This is a genomic window from Stenotrophomonas sp. UBA7606 (assembly GCF_002477705.1).
GTDB lineage: Bacteria > Pseudomonadota > Gammaproteobacteria > Xanthomonadales > Xanthomonadaceae > Stenotrophomonas.
Genome location: NZ_DLJW01000048.1, coordinates 18324 through 43015 on the forward strand (window position 1 = coordinate 18324; position 24692 = coordinate 43015).

At 65.6% G+C, this 24692-nt stretch carries 22 protein-coding genes; 9 read left to right on the forward strand and 13 right to left on the reverse strand.

From position 1 onward, the window contains the following. Window positions 1–3 precede the first annotated feature (3 nt). Both B2527_RS06980 and B2527_RS06985 read right to left on the reverse strand, forming a co-directional pair. The gene (locus B2527_RS06980) at window positions 4–3471 is read right to left on the reverse strand and encodes an efflux RND transporter permease subunit (RefSeq protein ID WP_293707165.1); all 3468 of its coding nucleotides are present in this window, start codon (window positions 3469–3471) and stop codon (window positions 4–6) included. Then, complete coding sequence (locus tag B2527_RS06985; protein ID WP_293707168.1) at window positions 3468–4604, reverse strand: efflux RND transporter periplasmic adaptor subunit; 1137 nt, start codon at window positions 4602–4604, stop codon at window positions 3468–3470. Before B2527_RS06985 ends, B2527_RS06980 begins: the two co-directional genes overlap by 4 nt. Before the next feature lie 239 nt (window positions 4605–4843). On the opposite strand from B2527_RS06985, the gene B2527_RS06990 reads away from it, so the two are divergent. From B2527_RS06990 to B2527_RS07000, 3 genes are all read left to right on the forward strand, one after another. Next, the gene (locus B2527_RS06990) at window positions 4844–5227 is read left to right on the forward strand and encodes a c-type cytochrome (protein ID WP_293707170.1); all 384 of its coding nucleotides are present in this window, start codon (window positions 4844–4846) and stop codon (window positions 5225–5227) included. A gap of 9 nt (window positions 5228–5236) precedes the next feature. Next, window positions 5237–5698, forward strand: coding sequence for a c-type cytochrome (locus B2527_RS06995; protein WP_293707173.1), 462 nt, complete (start codon window positions 5237–5239; stop codon window positions 5696–5698). Window positions 5699–5779: 81 nt separating this feature from the next. Further along, window positions 5780–6064 (forward strand): hypothetical protein, encoded by a 285-nt coding sequence (locus B2527_RS07000; protein ID WP_293707176.1) that lies wholly within the window; start codon window positions 5780–5782, stop codon window positions 6062–6064. Between the two features lie 35 nt (window positions 6065–6099). Here B2527_RS07000 and B2527_RS07005 read toward each other — a convergent pair whose 3' ends face one another. Both B2527_RS07005 and B2527_RS07010 read right to left on the reverse strand, forming a co-directional pair. Next, window positions 6100–7932 carry a hypothetical protein gene (locus B2527_RS07005; RefSeq protein WP_293707179.1) on the reverse strand — a complete coding sequence of 611 codons (1833 nt, stop codon included), beginning with the start codon at window positions 7930–7932 and terminating at the stop codon, window positions 6100–6102. Window positions 7933–7943: 11 nt separating this feature from the next. Further along, complete coding sequence (locus B2527_RS07010; RefSeq protein WP_293707182.1) at window positions 7944–8543, reverse strand: NfuA family Fe-S biogenesis protein; 600 nt, start codon at window positions 8541–8543, stop codon at window positions 7944–7946. 91 nt (window positions 8544–8634) lie between these two features. Between B2527_RS07010 and B2527_RS07015 the strand changes: the two genes are divergently transcribed. The 3 genes from B2527_RS07015 to zupT are packed head-to-tail and all read left to right on the forward strand — an operon-like array spanning window position 8635 to window position 10216. Then, complete coding sequence (locus B2527_RS07015) at window positions 8635–8982, forward strand: 4a-hydroxytetrahydrobiopterin dehydratase (RefSeq protein ID WP_293707184.1); 348 nt, start codon at window positions 8635–8637, stop codon at window positions 8980–8982. A 1-nt stretch (window position 8983) separates the two neighbouring features. Then, window positions 8984–9397 (forward strand): energy transducer TonB, encoded by a 414-nt coding sequence (locus B2527_RS07020; RefSeq protein WP_293707186.1) that lies wholly within the window; start codon window positions 8984–8986, stop codon window positions 9395–9397. 9 nt (window positions 9398–9406) lie between these two features. Continuing rightward, a complete protein-coding gene (zupT, locus tag B2527_RS07025) occupies window positions 9407–10216 on the forward strand; it encodes a zinc transporter ZupT (protein WP_293707188.1) in 810 nt (269 codons plus the stop codon). A gap of 227 nt (window positions 10217–10443) precedes the next feature. On the opposite strand, the gene B2527_RS07030 is transcribed toward zupT, so the two are convergent. Next, window positions 10444–11415 (reverse strand): RluA family pseudouridine synthase, encoded by a 972-nt coding sequence (locus B2527_RS07030; RefSeq protein ID WP_293707189.1) that lies wholly within the window; start codon window positions 11413–11415, stop codon window positions 10444–10446. Window positions 11416–11824: 409 nt separating this feature from the next. Here B2527_RS07030 and B2527_RS07035 point away from each other — a divergent pair, with 409 nt between their 5' ends. Beyond that, window positions 11825–14989 carry an Rne/Rng family ribonuclease gene (locus B2527_RS07035; RefSeq protein WP_293707191.1) on the forward strand — a complete coding sequence of 1055 codons (3165 nt, stop codon included), beginning with the start codon at window positions 11825–11827 and terminating at the stop codon, window positions 14987–14989. A gap of 427 nt (window positions 14990–15416) precedes the next feature. Here B2527_RS07035 and B2527_RS07040 read toward each other — a convergent pair whose 3' ends face one another. From B2527_RS07040 to ispG, 3 genes are all read right to left on the reverse strand, one after another. Further along, the gene (locus tag B2527_RS07040; protein WP_293707192.1) at window positions 15417–16064 is read right to left on the reverse strand and encodes a response regulator; all 648 of its coding nucleotides are present in this window, start codon (window positions 16062–16064) and stop codon (window positions 15417–15419) included. A 322-nt stretch (window positions 16065–16386) separates the two neighbouring features. After that, window positions 16387–17076 carry a phosphatase PAP2 family protein gene (locus tag B2527_RS07045; RefSeq protein WP_293707195.1) on the reverse strand — a complete coding sequence of 230 codons (690 nt, stop codon included), beginning with the start codon at window positions 17074–17076 and terminating at the stop codon, window positions 16387–16389. Then, the gene (gene ispG, locus B2527_RS07050; protein ID WP_293707198.1) at window positions 17057–18322 is read right to left on the reverse strand and encodes a flavodoxin-dependent (E)-4-hydroxy-3-methylbut-2-enyl-diphosphate synthase; all 1266 of its coding nucleotides are present in this window, start codon (window positions 18320–18322) and stop codon (window positions 17057–17059) included. The genes B2527_RS07045 and ispG overlap by 20 nt, the downstream gene beginning before the upstream one ends. Before the next feature lie 84 nt (window positions 18323–18406). Between ispG and B2527_RS07055 the strand changes: the two genes are divergently transcribed. Further along, a complete protein-coding gene (locus B2527_RS07055; RefSeq protein WP_293707201.1) occupies window positions 18407–19633 on the forward strand; it encodes an ATP-binding protein in 1227 nt (408 codons plus the stop codon). Next, entirely contained in the window at window positions 19630–20196 is a 567-nt protein-coding gene (locus B2527_RS07060) for a response regulator transcription factor (protein WP_293707204.1), read from the forward strand. The genes B2527_RS07055 and B2527_RS07060 overlap by 4 nt, the downstream gene beginning before the upstream one ends. 250 nt (window positions 20197–20446) lie before the next feature. Here the strand turns inward: B2527_RS07060 and pgi are convergent, their stop codons facing one another. From pgi to folK, 5 genes are all read right to left on the reverse strand, one after another. Beyond that, complete coding sequence (gene pgi, locus B2527_RS07065) at window positions 20447–21958, reverse strand: glucose-6-phosphate isomerase (RefSeq protein WP_293707207.1); 1512 nt, start codon at window positions 21956–21958, stop codon at window positions 20447–20449. After that, a complete protein-coding gene (panD, locus tag B2527_RS07070; RefSeq protein ID WP_057628235.1) occupies window positions 21955–22335 on the reverse strand; it encodes an aspartate 1-decarboxylase in 381 nt (126 codons plus the stop codon). Before panD ends, pgi begins: the two co-directional genes overlap by 4 nt. A gap of 180 nt (window positions 22336–22515) precedes the next feature. Further along, a complete protein-coding gene (gene panC, locus B2527_RS07075; RefSeq protein WP_293707213.1) occupies window positions 22516–23358 on the reverse strand; it encodes a pantoate--beta-alanine ligase in 843 nt (280 codons plus the stop codon). Next, window positions 23355–24170, reverse strand: coding sequence for a 3-methyl-2-oxobutanoate hydroxymethyltransferase (panB, locus tag B2527_RS07080; RefSeq protein WP_293707215.1), 816 nt, complete (start codon window positions 24168–24170; stop codon window positions 23355–23357). Before panB ends, panC begins: the two co-directional genes overlap by 4 nt. A gap of 31 nt (window positions 24171–24201) precedes the next feature. After that, window positions 24202–24690 carry a 2-amino-4-hydroxy-6-hydroxymethyldihydropteridine diphosphokinase gene (gene folK / locus B2527_RS07085; RefSeq protein ID WP_293707217.1) on the reverse strand — a complete coding sequence of 163 codons (489 nt, stop codon included), beginning with the start codon at window positions 24688–24690 and terminating at the stop codon, window positions 24202–24204. Between the last annotated feature and the right edge of the window lie 2 nt (window positions 24691–24692).

The following is a 24692-nucleotide window of genomic DNA, read 5'->3' on the forward strand; positions in this document are numbered from 1 at the left end:
CGCTCAGTCCTTGATGCCGCCGATGGGGTCCTGCTCGTGGCTCAGCACCTGCTCGGCCTGGGCCATGGCCTGGCGTGCACGACGGCCGCGCTCGGCGTAGTACTCGTCCGGCTTGCGATCCAGCAGGTCATACACCACCGGAATCACCAGCAAGGTCAGCAGGGTCGAGACCAGCAGGCCACCAATCACCGTGATCGCCATCGGCGAGCGCACTTCAGCACCTTCACCGAAGGCCAGGGCCAGCGGCAGGAAGCCGAACACCGCGCACAGCGTGGTCATCATGATCGGCCGCAGACGCGAACGTGCCCCCTCTACCAGGGCCTCACGCTTGGCCACGCCTTCCTCGCGCAGCTGGTTGACCTTGTCGATCAGGATGATGGCGTTCTTCACCACCAGACCGACCAATAGAATCAAGCCGATGAACACCACCACCGAGACCGGTGAACGCGCCAACAGCAGGGCCGCCACTGCACCGACCAACGCCAGCGGGATGGTGAACAGGATGACGAAGGGATGCAGCAGCGATTCGAACTGCGATGCCATCACCAGATAGACCAGGAACACCGCCAAGGCGAATGCGAACAGCAGCGAGCGGATCGATTCGCCCAGCTCCTGGCCCTGGCCGCCGATGTGCATGCCCACATCGGTGCCCAGGGGGTTCTTGGCGACCATGCTCTGCACCTCGGCCATCGCCGCACCCAGGTCGATGTCGCGCAGGTTGGCGGAGACAATGGCCACACGGCGCTGGTCGGCACGGTGGATTTCGCTGGGGCCGGTGGTGGCGATGACGTCAGCAACAGACCCCAGTTCGATCGGCTTGGCACCGGTCGGGTTGACGATCAGGCGACGGATGTCGTTGACCGAGGAACGCTCCGATTCCTGCACGCGCACCAGCACGTCGATCTTGCGATCACGGAAGCTGTAGCGGGTGGCGACATTGCCCTTGACCTTGTTGACCACCGCATCGGCGATCTGCCGCGTGGTCAGGCCGAGTGCCGCGGCGCGGTCCTGGTCGAACACCACCTGGATTTCAGGGAAGCCCTGCTCCACCGTCGACTTGACGTCAGCATAGTGCGGACTCTCGCGCAGCATGCCTGCCAGGCGATTGCCGGCGACGCGGATGTCCTCGAGATTATTGCCCTCGATTTCGATTTCCAGCGGCGGCGACAGCGCGAACAGCTCCGGGCGGGCGAAATCCACCTGCGCTGACGGCCAGGCCTTCATGGTCTCGCGCAGCTTCTCGGTCAGTGCCGGCTCCCGCTTGGTGTCATTCATCACCACCGACAGCTTGCCGATGTTCTCGCCGCTCTCGGTCGGGCTGGCATCCAGTCGCGTACCGGTGCCGGAGACCCCGTACAGCAGGCGCACGCCTTCTTCGTCGGCATGCTTGCGCTGCACTTCGCGCACCAGTGCATCGGTCTGCGCCAGTGGCGTGCCCGGCGGCAGCTTGGCGGTCATTTCAAAGCGGTCCTGGGCCAGCTGCGGCAGCAGATCCACGCCCAGCAGCGGCAACGCCGCCAGGGTCAAGCCGAACGCCAACGTCGCAAAACCCAACACAGGCCACGGACGCTTCAATGCCGCCGGCAGCGCGCGCAGATAGCCGGCTTCGGCGCGGCCATACGGCGCCATTGCAAGATCACTGGCCTTGCGCATCACCGGGCCGACCACCGCGGCAATGCCACGGAAAATCCGCACCACGCTCCACGCCAGGAAATAGAAGCCGTAACGGAACATCGCGCCGATGCCACGGCCAGCATAGGCCGCCGGCTTCTTCCAGCGGCTCTGCGGACGCCACGGCTCACGCGGATCCTCGGCCGGGAACTCCAACGGCGGACGGCCCTTCAGCGCGCTCAGCATCGGAATCAGGGTCATCGACACCACCAGCGACACCGCGATGGCGATCGACACGGTCAAGGCCTGGTCACGGAACAACTGGCCGGCGATACCTTCGACGAATACCAGCGGCAGGAACACCGCTATCGTGGTCAGGGTCGAGGCAACCACCGCCATGAACACTTCGCGGGTGCCCTTGATCGCCGCTTCCAGGATGCCCATGCCGCGCTCACGCGCCTTGGCGATGGATTCCAGCACCACGATCGAATCATCCACCACCAGACCGGTGGCCAGCGCCAGGCCGCCCAACGACATCACGTTCAAGCTCAGGCCAAGCTGGCCCATGAAGAAGAAGGTGGCGATGATCGAGATCGGCAGCGACAGCGAGATCACGAAGGTGCTCCAGCCATCGCGCAGGAACAGGAAGATGATCAGCACCGACAGCAGGCCGCCGATCACCGCATCGATCTTGACGTCCTTGATGGCGTGGCGGATGAAGACTGATTGGTCCTCCACCGTGGTCATCTCGATGTCCTTGGGCATTTCCTTGCGGATCTGCTCCAACTTCGCTTCCAGCGCATCAGCAGTGGATACCGTGTTGGCGTCACCTTCCTTGTAGACTGCGAGCTCGACCGCTTCGTGGCCGGCAGCGCGGATCACCGCTTCGCGTTCCTTGTAGCCCTGGCGTACTTCCGCCACGTCCTTCAGGCGCACGCTGGGCGCACTGCTGCTGCCGTCACTGCGCAGCGCCGCGATCACGTTGGGGTCGCTGCTGCCGAGGATGGCCGACATCAGCTGGCGGTTCTCGCCGGTGGAACTGGCCGAGCTGGAACCACTGGCGGTGGTCAGCAGCATCTCGCGCATCTGCTCGACGGTGGCGAACTGGTTGACGGTACGCACCAGATAACGCTGCGAACCTTCTTCCAGACGACCGCCGGACAGGTTGACGTTTTCCTGCTGCAGGCGCTGGATCACCGTATCCAGTGACAGGCCCAGCGCGGCCAGCTTGCGCTGGTCGATATCCACTTGGATCTCGTCTTCCAGGCCGCCACCGACCTTGACCGCGGCCACGCCACTGACCGGCTCCAGCTTGCGCTTGAGGTCCTCGTCGGCATAACGGCGCAGTTCCATCAGCCGGCGCACCGCATCGGCGTCGTTGCCGGCTTCCTGCTTGGACGACAGCGCCAGCCGCATGATCGGCTGGGTGGACGGATTGAAGCGCAGCAGCACTGGCGGCTTGGCCTCCAGCGGCAACTGCAGCGTTTCCATCTTGTCGCGCACGTCCAGCCCGGCCTGCTGCATGTCCGTGCCCCAGGCGAACTCCAGCACCACGTCGCTCTGGCCAGTGCGGGAGATCGACTTGAGTTTGCGCAGGCCCTTGACGATGCCCAGTGCTTCTTCGGCCGGCTGCGAAATCAGGGTCTCCACCTCGGCCGGTGCCGCACCTTCGTAATCGGTACGCACGGTCAGGGTGGGATAGCTCAGGTCCGGCAACAGCTCGACCTTCAGGCTGGACAGCGAGATCAGGCCGAACAACACCAGGGTCAGCGTCATCATCGCAATGGTGACGCGGCGGCGGGTGGCGAACTCGATCAGGTCGAAGCCACCGCTGGAAGCCGATGGTCCGTGGTCACTCATTGCTTGGTCGCCTGTGCAGCGGCCGGTGCCTTGGCGGCCGCAGCCACCGCCTTCTCCTTGCCGATCACCTGTACCGCGCTGCCTTCGCGCAGTGCGGCCTTGCCGGCGATGACGACCTCATCGCCCTGCTGCAGACCGTTGCGCACCTCGATGAAACCCGCATCGTCGTAGCCCAGGGCCAACTCGGTACGCACCGCCTTGCCGTCACGCACCACATAGACCGCCGGCTTGCCACCGTCTTCCAGCAGCGCCGTGCGCGGTACCACCAGGGCATCGGCACGCTGGTCGTAATTGATGCTCAAGCGGCCGAACATGCCGGCCTGCAGCGCATCTTCGCCGGTGAAAGTGGTGACCACGCGGAAGGTACCGGTGCCGTTGTCGACCACCGGTGCGACACGGTCAACAGTACCGGTGAACGGCTTGCCCGGCAGCGCGTCCACCTGCAGCGTCACGGCTTGGCCCGGCTTGAGCTTGGCGATCTCACGCTCCGGCACATTCAAGGTCGCCTCCAGCTGGCTGCTGTCGACGATGCGGATGATCGGCGAGTTGATCTGCACGAAGTTGCCCGGCTTGATGTCGCGTGAGGCCACCACGCCGGAGATCGGCGCCACCACCGTGGTGTAGGACAGCTCCAGCGTCGCCATGCGGTACATCGCGCGTGCGTTCTCCAGGTCGTAACGCAACTGGTCAACGTCGGCGGCACTCACCAGTTGCTGCTGCACCAGCTTCTCGGCGCGGTGGTAGCTGTTTTCCAGCTTGCGCATCTGTGCCTCGCTCTGCGCAACGCTCAGCCGTGCGCGGTCCGGATCCAGCCGCACCAGCGGCTGCCCAGCGCGCACCTGCTGCCCTTCTTCGACCAGCACGGCCAGCGCCACGCCCGAGGTCTTGGCCACCACCTGCGATTCGGCGCGCGGCTCCAGCGCCGCCGTGCCGGCATAGCTGGCAGCAATGGCGCGGCGTTCGGCCTTGGCCACTTCCACGGGCACCGCATCACTGGCCTTCTGCTCGTCCGGGGTCTTGGCCTTGGCCTCTTCCCCGCCGGCCTTGCAGCCTCCCAGCAACAGCGAGGTGGTGATCAGGAGTGCAGCAGCGCAGCTTCCGGTGCGGGCGTGCAGAGTGAAAAGTCGCGACATCGTCTTGTCCCTGGGGATGCGTAGGCAGGTGTTGTAGCAAAGTATTGCACCACCCCACAGCAACACCATGCCCCGAAAGTCATGCCTCCCCATGTCAGTTCATGCCATGCAGGGTCGGCACGGACCTGCCGCACTGCAGCATCCACAACCTGTTCCGAACCGGTAAATACGCGGGCTATACTCGGGCCGTTCCGTATCCCACGGCGGAACCCCAGACCCGCTCACCGGACAAGGAAACCATGCGCCCGCAGCCGCTCGCCGCTTGTTTCGCTCTGGCTTTTGCCCTGACCTTCGGGGCCGCCCAAGCTGATCCGCAGTCTGCACCACCCGCCGTCGCCCCTGCCCCTGCCGCCGCGCCCGCGGCCGCCGTCACCGGCAATGCCAGCGCTGGCCGCACCCTGGCCTATACCTGCCAGGGCTGCCACGGACTCACCGGCTACAAGAACGCCTACCCCAGCTACAAGGTGCCCAAGATCGGCGGCCAATCGCCGCAGTACCTGACCCAGGCACTGACCGAATACCGCGAAGGCAAGCGCAAGCACCCGACCATGCAGGCGCAAGCGACCAGCTTCAGCGTGCAGGACATCGCTGACTTGTCCGCCTACCTGTCCACCATCAAATAAGCGCCGATCATGACGAAACCCACGCACGCACTGCGTTTGTCCATCGCCCTGTTCGCCGCCATAGGTCTGGCCGCGTGTACGCAGTCAGAGGTGGAGTCCAGCGGCAAGTCCGCCGCCGACCCCGGCCACGCCAGCGGTGAACACGGGTCCAGCTCCTCTGCCGGCCTGCCCAACGGCCGCATCGCCGCCGGGGAGCACCTGGCTGCAGCCAAGGGCAAGGCCACCGGCCAAAGCTGCATCGATTGCCACGGTGCCGACGGCAACAACCCGATCGACCCGACCTATCCCAAGCTCGGCGGGCAGTATGGCGACTACCTCGCGCACGCCCTGCAGGCCTACCGCGGCGGCACCCGCGACCACATGCTGATGACCCCGCAGGCCAAGAACCTGAGCGACCAGGACATCGCCGACCTGGCCGCCTACTTCGGCAGCCGCCCCAGCCAGTTGCGCGACCTGCACGGCGTCGACTGATCCCGGCTACATCTGCACACGCAAAGCCGCCGCAAGGGCGGCTTTGCTTTACCCGCCCCATTGCTGTCGGTGCCGACCTCAATGCCACTGTTCCGATGCAGCATCTGCGGTGAAAGCTTCCCCGGCATCCTGGTGGGGCAAAACGCTCCGGTTGGCTTTTACGCAACCCGTTTCATCGAGGCAGCCAGCCCCGAGGAAGCCGAGGCCATCGCGATGGAACGACTTCGCGCGGAACCGACGCTGGATGTACCCGCGGGGTTCCGCACTGAAGATGCACGCGTCCTGTTCGAGGCGATCGTTGAAGTAAACCCGCACACCGAGCGCGGGCCGGAGAGCGGCTTCAGCTTTTTCATCATGGGCAGCTGACGGCGCGCGCAACGCGCAGCTGCTGTCGTCCAGGCTCAACGGCTGCCGTTGTCTTCCTGCAGCGCTTTCTTGAACGGGATATCCGGCGGCGGTCGTGCCTCGGCTGGCTGCTCCTGCATGTTGGGGTTGCTCAAACTGCAGCCGCCACCGAACTGCAGCATCGATACCACGCAGGAAATGCTGGTGTTGGTGCCCGGGATCGGGATCTTGATGTCCTTGATGCCCCTGCGGACCCACTCGGCCAGCAAGGACTCGTTCGGCACCCAGTATTTGTCGAACGAGGTCGGGGTGAATTCATAGGGCGGACGCTTGAGCCACGTACCCGACTCGGCAATGCGCTCCCTGCTCCAGGTGTCGGCGTCGCCACCCGGCGCGCCCCTGTCCGCTTGGCGCGGCGCCTGCTCACCCTCACTGGCCAAGCGCACACTGCCGTCAGCATTGAACAGGCCACGCCCCTGGTCCGCCTGCCCCCCTGCCTTGCCTGGTACCTGTCGCGTGGATGCACCCCAGTCGTCAGCGCGCGCCTGCGCATCCCAACCACCACTGCGATCCTGCGGCTTGGGGCCGGCGCCAGCACTGCTGCCACTCTGTGCATTCGGGCGGTCTGCAGCCGCACCGCTACCGGCCGACATGCTCGCTGTTGATGTTGATGTTGACGCGGTTGCCGACGCCGATGCGGGCGAGGCCGCGCTGCCGGTACTGGCATTGGCTGCCGCGTTCGCAGCAGGCGCGGCGCTTGCCGCGGGGGTATCCGCCACGCCCGGCAACTGCCGTTCACGCACGGCCAACGCCGGCGTCCTGATCTGCGCCTGGGCCTGGGGAGCGCGCACCTGCGCCATGGCCACCGACTGATTCGGCGCCACCTGCACGTCGCGCTCGCGTACGGCGATGTCCTGGACCGGCAGCTGCACCTGACGCTCGGCCACAGGCGTGCGCGCCATGGTTACCGTCTGCTGCTGCGCTGTTTCCACCTGTCGCTCGCGCACCTGCACCTCAGGCATCACAGGCTGCCGCGGCTGGATCGTGGACTGCTCTACCGGCCGTACCTGCAGGGGCGCTTCCGTTGCGGTCTCGATGCTGCGCTCACGCACCTGCGGCACCTGCACACGCGGCACTGCTTCGATGACGGTGGCTTGCGGCAGCACGAAGTCACGCGTGGGTTGCGGCGTTTCAGTCACCTGCAACGGCTGCTCCACCACAACCGCGCCTGCAGGCTGCGCCGGTGACACGGGCACCGGTTTGGATGCATCCACCGGCATGGACTCGGCTTGATCAGCAAGGCTTGCCGATGCCGCACTGGCCTGCGGGGCGGGCTCGGACCTTGCAACATCAGCTGACGCAATCGCTTGCGCTGCAGCCGCTGCACTGGCTTGCGCCTGTTGGACAGCGGGCTGCTCAGCGCTTGCCGGGGTGCCACCGCCCTCCTGCTCCGGCGTGCCGCGCCCGATGTACTCCACCTGCACGCGCTCACCCTGCTCGCCGCTGTCCTCGGCCACATTGCTGCGCACCAGCGCCACCCACAGCAGCAACAATGCAAACAGCACATGCAGCGCCGCACTGAAAAAACCGGCAAACCAGCGTAGACGCCGCTGATCGCGTGGCGGCGGATCGCCGCCATGCCAGAACATCGCCAGGATGATCCACCACAAGGGCTGCGCGACGGGAACGCCGCTGGCAGGCGCAGGCGCCCGTGCCGCCATCACCTGCACCATGTCGGCATTGGCGAAAGCCGACGCAGCCCGGGATGCACGGGTGCGCAGCCAGTTGCTCCAGCTGTACGGCATGCCGGTGCGGCGATCGTGCAGGATGCTGCCCTGCCGACGTGAAGCCAGCAGGTTGATCACATCGGCAACCGTCGTCACCGGCATGCGGATCCGGCTCAGCCTGCGCTGTCGCGCGGGATATACGGGGCCTGACCACTGTCGTGGTCAGTGGCGTCGCGCACGGCGGTGATGCCCGGCACGCGTCCCATCAAGGTCTTCTCGATCCCCTGCTTCAAGGTCACGTCCGCCATGCCGCAGCCGTGGCAACCGCCACCAAAGCGCAGCAGGACCACGCCGTCGGCCGATACTTCCTGCACCGCAACGCGGCCACCATGCGAGGCCAGCTGCGGGTTGATCTCGTTCTCGATCACCCAACGCACGCGCTCGACGATGGAGGCAGCCTCATCCGGGGCTTCCCCCTTGATCTTCGGTGCCTTGATGGTCAGCTGCTGGGCGCCAGCGGCCTGGGTGACGAAATCAATCTCGGCCCCATCCAGCCAGGCCACGCTGGTGGCGGCAACATAAAGCGTGAAGCCATCGCAATCGACCGCCCATTCGTCACCCAGCAGGTCGGTAGGCTCGGCAAACTCCAGGCGCGCATCGGCACGCGGGGTTCCGGGCTCGACCGCGCTCAGGCGCACCCCCATGCCGGGCACGGCCTCGCGTTCGATCAGCTTGCGGAAATAGTTCTGGGCGGTATCTGAGATCTGGATCATGCGGGTATTCTAGCCGTGTCCAGCTTGCCGCTGATGGGACACTGATTCCACAGGCGGCATCATTCAGTCACTCGCTTCATGGAGGTTCCCGATGGCCCCCGACCTGATCCCACTGGTACAGGCCCACTGCATTCCCCGCAAGGGCAGTGAACAGCGCCTGGGCCAAGCCCGGCTGGCCGAGCTGTTGCCGCAGGTGCCTGGCTGGGAGCTGGCCGAGAATGGCCAGGCCCTGCTGCGTACATTCCGCTTTGACAACTACCACGGCACCATGGCCTTCGTGAACGCGCTGGCGTGGATTGCCCACCGCGAAGACCACCACCCCGACCTGGGCGTGCATTACGACCGTGCAGTCGTGCGTTTTTCCACCCACGATGTGGGCGGCCTGAGCGAGAACGACTTCATCTGTGCCGCCAAGGCATCAGCGCTGACGGAGCAATGAGATGAAACTGCAACTAGTGTTGGGTTCCCTGGCAGCCGCCATGCTGCTCAGCGCCTGCGGCGAGGGCCAGCCGGATGCACCGGCCATCGGCCCGACCGAGGTGGCCGCGGTACAGACGCCGCCGCCGGACTATCCGGCCGAACTGGCCTGCACCGGCGTCGGCGGCAAGAGCGTGCTGAAGGTAGTGATTGGTCCGGAAGGCAGCCCTACCGACGTCTCCCTGGTAACCAGCAGCGGCAACAGCCAGCTGGACGACTCGGCGGCGGCCCGCGTGCGCGAGTGGAAGTTCAAGGCAGCCACCCGCAATGGCCAGCCGGTGCCGACCACCATCCAGGTGCCGGTGAGCTTCAATCCGCCCGACCCCAAGCCGGATGAGTGCTTTGCTATTGAAGAGCGCGTCAGGCGCGGTGGTTGATACCCGCTGATGCACCCTGTAACCCCCGATAATCTCTGGATCGCCTTCGGGCTGACCGCGGCTGCCGGCCTGGCCACAGCCGTCGGCAGCCTGCTGGTGCTGTTCTCCAGGCGCCCCAACCCGCGCCTGCTGGCCTTCGGGCTTGCCTTCGCCGGCGGCGCCATGGTGTATGTGTCGCTGTCGGAAATCCTGAACAAATCAGTGGCTTCGTTCGCCCAGGCCTATGGCGACCGCCTCGGCTTCACCTACGGCACGCTGTGGTTCCTGGGCGGCGTGCTGCTGGTGGTATTGATTGACCATCTGGTGCCCAACCCGCACGAAACCCTGGACAAGCAGGACCCGGCGTTCAAGGACAAGAACCGCAGCAGCATCCGCCGGGTCGGCCTGCTCAGCGCAGTGGCCATCACCGCGCACAACTTCCCGGAAGGCCTGGCCACCTTCTTCGCCACCCTGGAAAGCCCCTCGGTTGGCCTGCCACTGGCCTTTGCCATCGCCATCCACAACATCCCCGAAGGCATCGCCATCGCGGTGCCGGTGTACTTTGCCACCGGACGCAAATCCTATGCCTTTGGCGCCAGCCTGCTGTCAGGCCTTGCCGAGCCGATCGGCGCGGCCATTGGCTATTTCGCACTGGCGGGGTCGCTGTCGCACGCCACCTTCGGGGCGGTGTTTGGCCTGATCGCCGGCATCATGGTGTTCCTGGCCCTGGACGAACTGCTACCGGCAGCCAAGCGCTATGCCAAGGGGCACGAGACCGTTTACGGGCTGGTGATCGGCATGGCCACCATCGCCATCAGCCTGGTGCTGTTCAAGTGGTAGTGAAGCGGGGATTGGGGATTGGGGATTCGTAAAAGCGGCAATTGGCCGCTGACAGGACATGAGGCGCTGGCCTTTGCCAATCTCAAATCCCGAATCCCCTATCGCTGCCTCAGGGGATTGGGGATTGGTAAAAGCGGCAACTGGCCGCTGACGGGACATGAGGTGCCGGCCTTTGCCCATCTCAGATCCCGAATCCTCTATCCTTGCCTTACTTGCCGCCCCCCACCTCAAAGCCTGTCCATCGCCTCGACCAGCTCGGGTGCCAGCGGTGCGTTCAATAAATAAGGTGTCTTGCCACCGTCCAGCGCGAACTCCAGCGAGGCCGCGTGCAGGAACAGGCGTTTGAGCCCGATCTGCTCACGAAAGCGCTTGTTGACGGCCGGATCGCCGTATTTGTCGTCACCTGCCACCGGGTGCCCGATGTGCTGGGCATGTACACGGATCTGGTGGGTACGGCCGGTCTCAATCCGCACCTCGCAGTAGGAATGGCCACCGCGCCGCTCCAGCACCTTGAAATGGCTCAGGGACGGCTTGCCGATCGCGTTCACCTGGACATGGCGCTCACCACCCTGGCGCAGGCCGACATGCAGCGGTGCGTCCACGCTCATTACCCCGTCGGGCATGCGCCCGGCCAGCAGGGTCAGGTAGCGTTTCTGGATGCCACCATGGTCTTCACGCAGCAGGGCCTGCAGCTCGACCAGCGCCGAGCGCTTCTTGGCCATGATCAGCAGGCCCGAAGTGTCCCGGTCCAGCCGGTGCACCAGTTCCAGGCTCATGTTCGGGCGCAGCGCCCGCATGGTCTCGATCGCCCCATGGCTGATACCACTGCCACCATGGCTGGCCACCCCGGTCGGCTTGTTGATCACCAGCAGCTTGGCATCCTCGAAGACGATGGCCTGCTCCATGCGCTGCAGGAAGCTGACCGGCGGCGGTGCCTTGTCTCCCGCCTCATTGAGATTAACAGGGGGCACCCGCACCTCCTCGCCCGCCTCCAGCTTGCGCTCGGCCTTGGCGCGGCCGCCATTGACCCGCACCTGGCCGCTGCGCACCAGTTTGTAGATCAGGCTGCGCGGGGCACCCTTCAGTTGGCCCAGCAGGAAGTTGTCCAGCCGCTGTCCGGCCCTGTCTTCAGGAACCTTGATCAGGCGCACACTGGATTTGCCCGCAGGCGATTGTTGGCGGTTATCGGAGTCAGTCATCAGCCTATTTATTCTGCTACACTCGGGGGGCGAGATAAGGGTTTGATTTCGTTGGAAGTTGGTCAGGGCCAGAAGCCCCGCTCCCGACGGATCCGGCACAGTACGCGGCCACCGCCCCCGGGGCGGCCATGTTAGCGGCTCGTCGGCGCTCCCGGCCATCGCCGGATGCCAAAAGCATCCGTGCTGGACGAAACCAATGTCCCGTGCGACGCCACTGACCCCGGTCTGGGGCGGCCGCCGGCCCTGAAACACCTAAAACAAGAAAGAAGCGCTCCCGCGGCCTGCCGTGGTGTCGTAGCGCTGGAAACCCAAGCTGCCCTGCCCGCGCCTGCGCGAATGGGTGGCCACCCGTGACCAGAGGCGAAACCCCATGGCGTTCCGCGCGGTAGCAGCGCGCGAGGAACGCACAATGAAGCGAATGCTGATCAATGCCACGCAGGCTGAAGAACTGCGCGTGGCCATCGTCGACGGGCAGAACCTGTACGACATCGATATCGAGCAGCCGTCCAAGGAACAGAAGAAGTCCAACATCTACAAGGGCCGCATCACCCGCCTGGAGCCGTCGCTCGAGGCTGCCTTTGTCGAGTACGGCGGTGACCGCCATGGCTTCCTGCCGCTGAAGGAAATCTCCCGCGATTACTTCCAGGCGGGTGTGGACCACAACAAGGCCACCATCAAGGAACTCCTGCGCGAAGGCCAGGAAATCGTCGTCCAGGTCGACAAGGAAGAACGTGGCAACAAGGGCGCCGCCCTGACCACCTTCATCTCCCTGGCCGGCCGCTACATGGTGCTGATGCCCAATTCCCCCTCTGCCGGCGGCGTTTCCCGTCGCATCGAGGGCGAAGACCGCGCCGCGCTGAAGGAAGCGCTGGACAAGCTGAACATCCCCGACGACATGGGCGTGATCATCCGCACCGCCGGCGTCGGCCGCGATGCCGAAGAGCTGCAGTGGGATCTGGACTATCTGTTGCAGGTCTGGCGCTCGATCGCCGAAGCCGCACTGACCAAGCCGGCCCCGTTCCTGATCTACCAGGAATCGCGCCTGATCGTGCGCGCCCTGCGCGACTACCTGCGCTCGGACGTGGGCGAGATCCTGGTCGACACCGAAGAGCTGTACGAGACTGCCCGCGACTTCATGCAGCAGGTGATGCCGCAGACCCTGCGCAAGCTCAAGCACTACAAGGACGACATCCCGCTGTTCAACCGCTTCCAGATCGAATCGCAGATCGAGGCGATCTACGAGCGCAACGTGCGCCTGCCCTCTGGCGGCTCGATCGTGGTTGACCAGACCGAGGCGCTGACCGCCATCGACGTCAACTCGGCCCGCTCCACCAAGGGCAGCGACATCGAGGACACCGCGTTCCAGACCAACCTGGAGGCCGCCGAGGAAGTGGCCCGCCAGCTGCGTCTGCGCGACCTGGGCGGCCTGGTGGTCATCGACTTCATCGACATGTCCTCCAACAAGCACCAGCGCGAAGTCGAGAACCGCCTGCAGAACGCCCTGAAGTACGACCGCGCCCGCGTTCAGCTGGGCCGTATTTCGCGCTTCGGCCTGATGGAAATGAGCCGCCAGCGCCTGCGTCCGAGCCTGGGTGAATCCAGCCAGATCGTCTGCCCGCGCTGTGACGGCCAGGGCCGCATGCGCAGCGTCGAGTCGCTGTCGCTGTCCATCATCCGCGTCGCCGAGGAGCACGCGATGAAGGAGAACACCGGACAGGTGCTGGTCCAGGCCCCGGTGGAAATCGCCAACTTCCTGCTCAACGAGAAGCGCGGTGCCCTGCGTGAGATCGAGCGGCGCCACGACGCGCCGATCGTCATCGTTGCCGACGAGCAGTTGCATACCCCGCACTACGAGGTCACGCGCCTGCGTGACAACGAACTGGGCGAAGAGTCGAACAAGCCCAGCTACCAGCGCGGCACCCCGCGCAAGCTGCCGGTGCATGCGCTGACCAAGGCCCAGCTGAACATCCCGCCGGCACCGGCGGTCACCCAGGTCAAGCACAGCCAGCCGGCCCCGGTCCGTGAAGTGGTGGAGCCGGTTGCAGCGCCTGCGCCTGCACCGGTCGCCGCTGCCCCGGCAGCAGGCGGCGTGATGGGCTGGCTCAAGCGGGTGTTCGGCGGCGATGCCGCAGCACCGGCACAGCCGGCCCCGCAGCAACGCCAGGACGGCGGCCGCAACAACCGCAATGACCGCGGCAACCAGCGCCGTGATGGCCGCAACGGCAACGCGGGCAACAATGCCCAGCAGTCCCGTGGCAACAATGGCAACGGTAACCGCCGTGACGAGCAGCGCCGCGATGAACGTCGTGAGGACCGTCGCGATGATCGCCGCCAAGGCAATGACAAGCAGCAGCCGCAGGGCCAGAACAACGGCCAGCAGCAGCCCAAGCAGCGCAACGAGCAGGCCCAGCCGCAGCAGGGCAAGCCGCGCAACGAACAGCAGCCCAAGCCGCAGAAGCAGCCCAAGCAGCCCAAGCCGCAGCAGGACGCCGACAAGGCACAGCAGCCGGCCGCCGAAAAGCCCTCGCGCCAGCAGCAACCTGCAGCCGAAGCGCCCCGCACCAACGTGGCGGCAGTCGCTGCTGTGCCGGTAGCGGCCGTTGCCGCCACCGCCGACGCCGTCAGCAATGTCGCCGCACCGGTCCCGGCACAGGACAAGCTGGCACAGGACAAGCTGGCACAGGACAAGCCGGCGCAGGAGCCCGCAGCGCAGGTCGCCACCGGCGTCGACAGCACTGAAGAAGTGATCGTGGCTGCCGTCAGCGGCAGCGACGAAGTGGGCGCAGGCGGTGATGAGGCCGCAAGCGAAGGCGGCAGCCGTCGTCGACGTGGTCGTCGCGGCGGTCGTCGCCGTCGCCGCGGCAACGGTGAAGGTGCCGCAGGCGCCGAGCTGGGCTCCCACGACGAGGACGGTATCGACGGCAACGACGATGCCGATGGCAGCGACGGCGAGGCCGACAGCACCGCCGCGGCTCCGGCACCGGCCCGCAAGGCCAGCAGCCAGCCCGAGTTCGACTTTGACGACGATGCTGCTGTCGAGACCAAGACGGAAACCAAGCCGATGGCAGTCGCACCGGCTGCGGCCGCTGTGGCCGCAGCGGCCACCGAGGTCGCCCCCCCGGCCGCCGATGCAGTGGCCAGCGTCACCGCGCCGGTGATCGAAGTCGCCCAGCCGCAGGCCACCCTGCACGAACCGGCAGCACCGTCGGCCCCGGCCGAAACGCCGGCACCGGCTGTGGTCGAACCTGTCCCGGCGGCGGCCGAAGCAACACCGGCTCCGATTGCCTCCCCGGCGGCAGAAGCACCGGCGGCAGTTCCCGCCGTGGTTGAGGCGGCTCCGCCGGCAGTTGCCGACTCCGCGCCAGCAGTTGCCATCACCGCAGAACCCGAAGTCATTGCCGCACCGGCAGCAGTGGCACCGGCGACTCCCGAGAACGGCCAGCTGTTTGCATCACCTGCCGCCATCGAACCGACCTCCGAAGCAGCAAGCGTGCAGACGCACGCCGAGCAGAAGGTGGAAGACGAGGCAGCGCAGGCGCAAGCGGATGCCGAAACCAGGAAGTCCGATAGCTGATTGAAAGGCTGCAGCATCTGCAGCCTCCAGCAGAAAAAAGAAGCGGCCTCAGGGCCGCTTCTTTTTACCCGGGTGGAAGGGGAACGGGGCGAATAAACGCGCTTCTGGAAAGCTCCATGTGTCGCTCGCTTGCTACGTCAACAGCAGCGCGCAACAGCGCCAGGAACGATGTACCTCGCGAAGTCTGGCATCTGGCAGCAAAGGCTGCTCCTCCCCAGCCCTCCCCTTTTCTACGCAAACGGGAGGGAGCAACAGCCGTACCAATCCTCTTCGCTGCTGGGAAATGAGAGGGGCAACAGGCGTGTCAGCCCTCCCCTTGCTACGCGCAAAAGGGGCGAGCGGCAGCCGCTGAAACCGCACCTGCCTAAAAAAACAGCGGCCCTCAAGCCGCTGTTTCATCACCTGCAACACATCAGAGAAAAGCCAGTCAGATCGGCCGCGTAGGATCCACCACGCCATACTGCGCCGCCAGCCGCGCCAGCGCGATGTTGTCCTGCACATTGAGCTTCTGGAACAGACGCGCCTTGTGCGTGTTGACGGTCTTTGCACTCAGGCTCAAGCGCCGCGCGATCTCTTCCTGGCGGTGCCCCTGGATCAGCAGCAATGCCACTTCCAACTCACGCGGTGACAACAGATCAAACGGCGACTCGCCCCCTTCCAGATTGGACAAGGCCAGGTTCTGCGCAATGCTGTTGGCCAGATAGCGGCGCCCCAGGGCCACATCATGTACCGCGCGGATCAGCTCCTTTGAATCACCAGCCTTGCCGACATAGCCCGACGCCCCCGCTTCGAGCAGCCGCTTGGGCATGGGCCCATCTTCAAGCACCGACACGATGATCACCTTGGTGCCGTGATCCCCCTTGACGATGCGTTCGGTGATCTCCAATCCACTGAGCCCCGGCAGGTGCAGGTCACACAGCACTACATCCGGCTTGAGGCGGCGAACCAATGGCAACGCAACTTCGCCGCTGTCCGCTTCCCCGACAACGTCGATGCCAGGCTGCCCGGAAAGAATCATCCGGATACCTGTGCGCACTAAGGCGTGGTCATCGATAAGAAAAACACTGATGGACATGACGGATTCCTCGCAACGAGGTAAAGGTTGAGATCGTGGCCACGTCCCGTACCGGGCATCCGAGGCGACGGCCTCCCCCGTCCCCTCTTGGCGAAAGCCATGCGTATTATCGAACAGAAGTGGCCTTCCGGCGCACCAGCAGGCCTTCACGCAGGGGCTGGACCTTGTTTTCCCGGGTGCCGGGGGTGTTGGATTGGTGCCCTGCGAAGGCGGGTCCACTATGCCGATCACGCCGTCGGGCCGCCCATCAGGTCAACGCGCCCAACTACTTAGGGGTTTTCTTACGCAAGCGACAGCAGCGCTGACAGCTACGCGGATGTCATCAAATCGCAGGCAACGACCAGCGCTTGCGGAACATCACCGTATGCACCCCCACCACCCATACCAGTGCCGCGCACCAGCCGGCCAGGATGTCCGAGGGGTAATGCACGCCCAGATACACCCGCGACAGGCCCACCAGCGGCACGAACAACAGCGCGGCGGCCACAACCGGCCAACGCCAACGCGTATTCCAGACCAGGAACACCACGGTCAACGCCAGGGTCATCGAGCCCATCGCATGGCCACTGGGAAAGCTGAAAGTGCTTTCCGGCGCGACTGACTCCCACAGGCTCGGCCGGTCGCGCTGGAACATCTGCTTGCTGGCCAGGTTCAACAAGGCCGAGCCAATGAAGGCGGTAGTGGCAAAGGCCGCTTTGCGCCAGCGTCGCGCGATCAGCAACGCGACGACGATAAGCACATCCAGCGGAATCACGCCCCATTGGTAGCCCAGCTTGGACAACAGCACGAAGAAGGCATCCAGTGCCGGCGAGGCCATGGCATGCATGCGCAGCAACATCGCATCGTCGAAATGCAGTGACTCGGCCTCATGTATTTCCTCGGCCAAGCTGGCAAAGCCTGCCAGCGGCAGCAGCACACCGACAAACAGCAACAGCAGGCGCCAATTATTGTGCGCCAGCCATCGCCGCAGGCCTGCGGCTTCGGCCCGGGACTCAGCCGGGGTTTCGCGCATAGCGGGTTTCAACGTAATCGTCGATCAAGGCGACGAAATCCTGGGCGATGTTCTCGCCACGCAGGGTGACCTTCTTCTCACCGTCGACAAACACCGGCGCGGCCGGGGTCTCGCCGGTGCCCGGCAGGGAAATGCCGATATTGGCGTGACGCGACTCACCCGGGCCGTTGACGATGCAGCCCATCACCGCCAGGGTCATGTTCTCCGCGCCCGGATGGCTGACACGCCACACCGGCATCTTCTCGCGTACATGGTTCTGCACGACCTTGGCCAGCTCCTGGAAGAACTCGGAGGTGGTGCGGCCGCAGCCCGGGCAGGCCGTGACCATGGGCGTGAAAGCGCGTTGGCCGGTGGTCTGCAGCAGCTCCTGGGCAACAATGACTTCCTGCGTGCGCGGCTGGCCCGGCTCGGGCGTCAGCGAGATGCGGATGGTGTCGCCAATGCCCTCCTGCAGCAGCACGGCCAGCGCCGCCGAGGAGGCGACGATGCCCTTGCTGCCGATACCGGCTTCGGTCAGACCCAGGTGCAGGGCGAAATCCGAACGCAGCGCCAGGTCGCGGTACACCGCGATCAACTCCTGCACACCGCTGACCTTGGCTGACAACACGATGCGATCGCGCGGCAGGCCGAGCTCAACCGCGGTCTCGGCCGAATCCAGCGCCGAGCGGATCAACGCTTCGCGCAGCACGCGGCCGGCATCCCAGGGCTGGGCACGCTGGCTGTTTTCATCCATCAGCTTGGCCGCCAGGGCCTGGTCCAGCGAGCCCCAGTTGGCGCCAATGCGGACCGGCTTGTTGTACTTGATCGCGAACTCGATCAGCTGCGCGAACTGGGTGTCCTTCTTCTTGCCGAAGCCGACATTGCCGGGGTTGATGCGGTACTTGGCCAGCGCTTCGGCGCAGGCCGGCTCGCCGCTCAGCAGCTGGTGGCCGTTGTAATGGAAGTCGCCGATCAGCGGCACCTCGATGCCCATCATCCGCAGCTTCTCGACGATGCGCGGGATGGCGGCGGCCGACTCGGGGTTGTTGACGGTAAGCCGCACCATCTCCGAGCCCGCGCGCCACAGTTCGGCCACCTGCTTGACGCTGGCAGCCACATCGGCGGTATCGGTATTGGTCATCGATTGCACGACCACGGGGCTGCCCCCACCCACCTTGACGCCGCCGATATCGACAGCCTGGGTGATGCGGCGGGGCCACGCGGTAGCGTCGGTGGGCGGTGTTGGGCGGGTCACGGCGTCATGCATGGGTAGCATTTTAGCGCGCCCTGCACCCGCACGGGATGAACCTTCCGTTGCGTTGTAGCGGCCCGGACAGCATACGATTGCACCATGCAGACCCAAGACACCTCCTTCCTGCGCACCCTGTGCAGCCTGCGCTGGCTGGCCACCGCCGGCCAGGCCACCACCATCCTGGTCGCCACCTGGCTGCTGGGGCTGGAACTGCCGCAGCTACCCTTGTGGGCCGGCGTGCTGGTACTGGCACTGTTCAACCTGTACGTGCAGCTGCGCGTGCATGACAGCGACCCTGCCCCGGTCACCGCTTTTGGCCACATCCTGATCGATGTCACTGTGCTGACCTGGATGGTGGGCTGGAGCGGCGGCATCGCCAATCCGTTCGGCTCGTTGTTCCTGATCCTGATCGCGCTGGCGGCATTGGCGTTGCCGCTGCGCTGGACCCACGCTGTGGCCGCAGCCTGCGTCGCCGGTTATGCGCTCAGCGCGGTATTCGGCCTGCCGCTGAAAGGCGGCTATTTCGACACGATGAGCCTGCACCTGTGGGGCGCGGCCGCCAATTTCCTGCTGTCCAGCGTGGTGGTGCTGGTGTTCTCCACGCGCTTGGCCGCGGCGCTGCGCGAACGCGAAAACCAACTGGCGCTGCTGCGCGAGCGTTTCGTCCGCAATGAAGGCATCGTCGCCCTGGCCACCCATGCCGCCTCGGTAGCGCATGAGCTCAATACCCCGCTGGCGACGATGACCCTGCTCACCGACGACATCGCCGAGCAATGCGCGGACAACCCGGAGATGCGCGACGACCTGGAAACCCTGCGCGAACTGCTGGTGCAATGCAGGGAGAAGGTCATGGCACTGGCCGCACCGGCCGAGGGCGCGCGCAGCCGCGCCCAGGTATCCATCGGCAGCGTGCTGGAACAGTGGCGGCTGGTGCGCCCCACCATCGAGCTGCGGCGCAACGCCGATGCGCCGCTGCAACTGCAACTGGAACCGGGCATCGGCCACCTGCTGCAGGTGCTGCTCAACAACGCCGCCGACGCGGGTGAGAACAGTGGCCGCGCGCAGATTGACCTGGATATCCGCGTCCGTGACGGCCAGCTCTATGGCGAGGTGCGCGACTACGGACCGGGTTTCAACGCCAATGACGCCGCCCTGCCCGGCACCTTGTTCAACAGCGGCAAGACCGACGGTATGGGTGTCGGCCTGGCGCTGTCCCATGCCACCATTGAACGCCTGCATGGTGAGTTGTGGACGCGCCCGGCCGATGGCCAGGGAGCACGCGTCGGCTTCCGCCTGCCACTGCACCACACCGAGGCTACCGAATGAATGCTCCTGCCGCCCACGGCCTGCTGGTCGACGACGACCCGCTGTACCTGCGCACCCTGCAACGCACGTTGGCGCGTCGCGGTATCGACACGGTCACCGCCACCGATACGGCCGGTGCGCTGCAACTGGCACTGCAGTCCGCGCCGGCCTTTGCCCTGATCGACCTGAAGCTGGGCAGCGAGTCCGGGCTGACCTTGATTCAGCCGCTGCGTGAGCTGCGCAAGGACATGCGCATCCTGCTGGTTACCGGCTACGCCTCCATCGCCACCGCGGTGGAAGCGATCAAACTGGGCGCCGACGACTACCTGCCCAAGCCCGCCACGGTGCAGATGATCATGCGCGCGCTGGGTGAGGACGAGGAAGGTGCGGAAGAACCGGAAGAACTGGAACCACCGGATGCGATGACGCCGATCAGCCGCCTGCAGTGGGAGCACATCCAGCAGGCGCTGCATGAAACCGGCGGCAATGTGTCGGCCGCCGCACGCCTGCTCGGCATGCACCGGCGTTCGCTGCAGCGCAAGCTGACCAAGCGGCCCAGCCCGGAGCGCGACCCGAACAGGTAATCCCGCTCCCTGTAGTGCCGAGCCATGCTCGGCAGGGGCCTTCACCCGTAATACAAAGGGCACGCCACCCAACCCTCCCCTCGCCAACGGCAAAGGGATCTATAGTGCCGAGCCATGCTCGGCAGGGGGTCTTCACCCGTAACGCAAAGAGCCTTACCCCTCCCCAGCCCTCCCCTTGCCTTCGGCAAAGGGAGGGAGCATGAAAAAGCCGCGCATCTCTGCGCGGCTTTCCCCAAACAACAACCCGCTATCAGCGCAACCGCGCCAACAACTCCCGGGTCAGCGGATCCGCAATCTCCACCGCCTCACCCTGCACCGCCGGCAGCAACTGGCTGGCCAGCTGCTTGCCCAGCTCGACACCGAACTGATCGAAGGCATTGATGTCCCAGATCACCGATTGCACGTAGACCGCGTGTTCGTACATCGCAATCAGCGCCCCCAGTGACTGCGGGGTCAGCGCATCAAGCAGGATCATCGTGCTCGGGCGCCCACCCGGGTACTGGCGGTGCGGGTCTTCGCTGTCCTGGCCATTGGCCAGGGCTTCGGTCTGCGCCAGCAGGTTGGCCAGCAGGGCCTGGTGGTTGATCTCGTAGGGATCGTCGCTACGCACGCAGCCGATGAAATCGGCCGGCACGATGCTGGTGCCCTGGTGCAGGGCCTGGAAGAAGCTGTGCTGCACATCGGTGCCTGCACCGCCCCACCATACCGACACGGTGTCGCCATCAACCGGGCCGCCATCGCGCTTCACCCGCTTGCCCAGGCTCTCCATCACCAGCTGCTGCAGGTAGGCTGGCAACAAGGCCATGCGCTGGTCATAGGTCATCACCGCATGCGTGGCATAACCCAGCACATTGCGATTCCAGATATCGGTCAGCGCATGCAGCACCGGCAGGTTGCTGGCCAACGGCGCACTGGCCGCATGTGCGTCCATCTGCGCAGCGCCTTCCAGCAGTTGGCCAAAGCGTTCAAAACCGATGGCCAATGCAATCGGGAAGCCCACCGCCGACCACAGCGAGTAACGGCCACCGACCCAATCCCACATCGGCAGTACGCGCTCAGCGGCGATATCGAAAGCCTTGGCAGCGCGCTCGGGATTGGCACTGACCGCATACAGCCGCTCGCTGCCGCCCAGCCAATCGCACAGGATGCGGCCATTGAGCAGGGTTTCCTGGGTGCCAAAGGTCTTGGAAATCAGGATGCCGGCGGTGGTCGCCGGGTCCAGCGTCGCCAAGGTGCGCTGCATCGCCGCGCCGTCGACATTGGAAACAAAATGCACGCGGAAGCGCGCACCGGTCACCGGCCGCAGCGCATCGGCGACCAGGCGCGGACCCAGGTCCGAGCCGCCAATGCCGACACTGACGATATCGGTGACGTTGCTGGACGCCAGCGCCTGGATCAGGCCTTCCATCTGCGCCAGCACGGCCACCGCTTCGGCACGCGCGGCCACCGCAACCGGAGCGTCGCTGGCGTCACCGCGCAGCGCGCTGTGCAGCACCGCGCGGTCCTCGGTGTGGTTGATCTTCTGGCCGGAGAACAGGCGCTGGAAACCGCCGGCGACATCGCGCGCGGCGGCCAGTTCCAACAACGCATCCAGGGCGGCGCGGTCATATTTCTGCCGCGCGAAGTTCACATACAACGGACCGACCTTCAGCGCCAGGCGCTGCACCCGGTCAGGCTCTGCGGCCATCAGCGAGGGAATGCCGGTGCCCTGCAGACGCTGGGCGTGGGCGTGCAATACGTCGTATCCGTTGTTGGTGATCATGCGGCCTGTGTAGGGATGCTGTCGTTGGTGTGGGAAATGCGGTTGTCGCCGTCGACGTAGACCAGCTTCGGCTTGAAGCTGTCAGCCTCGGCTTCGCTCATGCTGGCGAAGGCGGCGATGATGATGATGTCGCCCACCTGCACGTGGCGCGCGGCGCCGCCGTTGAGCGAGATCACGCCACTGCCGGCTTCGGCACGCAGCGCATAGGTGGTGAAGCGTGCACCGTTGGTCACGTCCCAGATGTGCACCTGTTCAAACTCGCGGATGCCGGTCGCCTGCAGCAGGTTGTCGTCGATCGCGATGGAGCCTTCGTAGTTCAGCTCCGAATGGGTGACGGTGGCGCGGTGGATCTTGGTCTTGAGCAGGGAGAGTTGCATGACGATGCCGAAACTGCGTGAGAAAGGGCGCAGTCTAGCACCGCTGCGCGGCCTTGCCCGCACTGCAACATGACCTGTCCCGGCTGGCCCGGTCACATACGACGATGGCGCCACCAGGGCGCCATCAAGGGTCTTGCAGGACATCGGCAAGGGACAAGGACAGTCCCTTCATTGCCCCATTCAGAACTCGATATTGTCGATCAGCCGGGTATTGCCCAGCTTGGCCGCGACCAACGCCACGCGGGCACCGCGGGGGTCCTGGCCCGGCTCGCTCAGGTTGGGCAGCCGCACCACAGCGTAATCCACCACGAAACCGGCGGCCTGCAACGCGGCCGCACCCTCGGCCTCCACCTGCTCCCGCACGGCACCTGCCTGGTAGGCATCACGCATACCCAACAGCACCTTGCGGATGACGGTGGCCTGCGGACGCACGTCGGCGGTCAGGTACTGGTTGCGCGAACTCATCGCCAGCCCGTCCTCCTCACGCACGATGTCGCCACCGAGGATCTCGATCGGGAACGCCAGGTCGGCCACCATCTGCTGGATGACGGCCAACTGCTGGTAATCCTTGCGACCAAAGGCAGCCACGTCCGGCTGCACCTGGTTGAACAGGCGGCTCACCACCGTGCACACGCCATCGAAGTGGCCCGGGCGGTGTGCGCCCTCCAGCAGCGAGCTCACCCCGGGCACGTGCACATTGGCAGCCAGCTCCACGCCAAACGGATACATCGATTCCACCGTTGGCAGCCACAACACGTCACAGCCAGCCTTCTGCAGGCCGCTGGTATCGGCTTCGGGCGTGCGCGGATAACGGGTGAAATCTTCGTTCGGGCCGAACTGGGTCGGGTTGACGAACACGCTGGACACCACTTTGTCAGCGTGCTGACGCGCCAGCTTGACCAGCGAGTAGTGACCTGCGTGCAGGTTGCCCATGGTGGGCACCAGCGCAACGCGCAGGCCCTGGCGCTTCCAGCCGCTGACAACGGCGCGCAGCCGGGAAAGTTCGGTAACGGTCTCAATCATGATGCGTACGCATGCTCCGCGTCGGGGAAGGTGCCGGCGCGCACGGCGTCGGCATAGGCCTGCACGGCACCTGCCACGGAGCCGCCTTCGGCAAGGAAATCCTTGACGAACTTGGGCCGACGGTGGCCACTGTCCAGACCGAGGAAATCATGCAGCACCAGCACCTGCCCATCGCACTGCGGGCCGGCGCCGATGCCGATGGTGGGCGCGCTAATCTCCGCGGTCACCCGCGCGGCCACCGGGGTGGGCACGCATTCGAGCACCAGCAGGCTGGCCCCGGCCTCGACCACGGCCTTGGCATCGTCCAGCAACTGCTGGGCGGCGTCGCCACGGCCCTGTACCCGGTAGCCCCCTAGTCGCAGCACCGACTGCGGGGTCAACCCCAGATGCGAACAAACCGGAATTTCGCGCTCCACCAGATAGCGGATGATGTCCAGCTTGAAGCCGGCACCTTCGATCTTCACCATCTCCGCGCCCGCCTGCAGCAGCTGCAGCGAGGCTTCCAGAGCGCGCTCGGGGGTGGCGTCGGCGCCGAATGGCAGGTCGGCCACCAGCAGCGCACGCTGCAGTACGCGGGCCACCACGGTGGTGTGGTAGACCATGTCGGCGACGCTGACCGGCAGCGTTGAATCGTGGCCCTGCACCACCATGCCCAGCGAATCACCGATAAGAATCAGGTCAACGCCATTGGCATCGAGGGCGCGGGCAAAGCCGGCGTCATAGGCGGTCAACATCACCAGCTTCTGGCCATTGCGCTTGGCCTCGGCCAATGCCGGGACGGTCCAGGGCTTGCTGTCTGCGTGCGTGCTCATGTGGGGATAACAGTGGCGTATGAGCCGACCATTATCCCCCTATCGGAGTGATGTCGCAGGTTTTCATGCCTACCAGCGCGTCACGCACCGTCCCATGCCCGGGTATGCAGGCGTCGGCCGCCACCTCGGCCAGCGGCAGCAGGGCGAACGCCCGCTGGTGAAGGTAGGGGTGAGGCACCTGCAGCTGCGGCAGGTCGATCACCTGTTCGCCATACAGCAGCAGGTCCAGGTCCAGTGTGCGCGGGCCCCACTGCTGGCCCTCCTGGCGCACCCGGCCGAACTGCTGCTCGGTCGCCAGCAGTTGCTCCAGCAGCACCGGCGCCGGCAGGTCGGTCTCCAGGGCCACTGCGGCATTGATGAAATCCGGCTGCGCCTCGTTACCCCAGGCGGGCGTCCGGTACAAACGCGATGCCGCCAGCAGACGCGTCTGCGGCAGCACCGCCAACGCGTTGATCGCCGCGCGCAGGGTGGCCTGCGCGTCGCCCAGGTTGGCGCCCAGGCCTACGCAGGCCAACACCATGT